Source organism: Streptomyces lydicus, assembly GCF_000717345.1.
In the GTDB taxonomy this organism is placed as follows: Bacteria; Actinomycetota; Actinomycetes; order Streptomycetales; family Streptomycetaceae; genus Streptomyces; species Streptomyces lydicus.
In genome coordinates this window covers 1-620 of sequence record NZ_JNZA01000102.1, presented here as the reverse complement: position 1 = coordinate 620, position 620 = coordinate 1, and the positions used below count along the sequence as shown (strand labels likewise).

1 protein-coding gene is annotated in these 620 nt (G+C 68.5%); it reads left to right on the top strand.

Annotated features, from left to right (window positions below):
- The coding region (locus OO62_RS36170; RefSeq protein WP_033271974.1) for an ABC transporter ATP-binding protein at nucleotides 1-620 on the top strand (620 nt) is incomplete at both ends.

The following is a 620-nucleotide window of genomic DNA, read 5'->3' as shown; positions in this document are numbered from 1 at the left end:
ATCCCGACGGTGATCGCGGACGATCTGCACATCGTCTACCGCGTCTACGGCACCGGTGCGGGCCGGGGCAGTGCCACCGCGGCGCTGAACCGGATCATCCGCCGCAAGCCGTCGACCGGTGTGCGCGAGGTGCACGCGGTCAAGGGCGTGTCCTTCACCGCCTACCGCGGTGAGTCGATCGGCCTGATCGGCTCCAACGGCTCGGGCAAGTCCACGCTGCTCAAGGCGGTGGCCGGCCTGCTGCCCGCCGAGCGCGGCAAGGTCTACACCCATGGGCAGCCCTCGCTGCTGGGCGTCAACGCGGCGTTGATGAACGACCTGACCGGTGAGAAGAACGTCGTTCTCGGCGGTCTGGCCATGGGCATGTCGCGGGAGCAGATCCGCGAGCGCTACGACGGCATCGTCGACTTCTCCGGCATCAACGAGAAGGGCGACTTCATCTCGCTGCCGATGCGCACCTACTCCTCCGGTATGGCCGCCCGGCTGCGGTTCTCCATCGCCGCGGCCAAGGACCACGACGTGCTGATGATCGACGAGGCCCTGGCCACCGGCGACCGCAGCTTCCAGAAGCGCTCCGAGGCCCGCATCCGCGAGCTGCGCAAGGAGGCCGGCACGGTCTT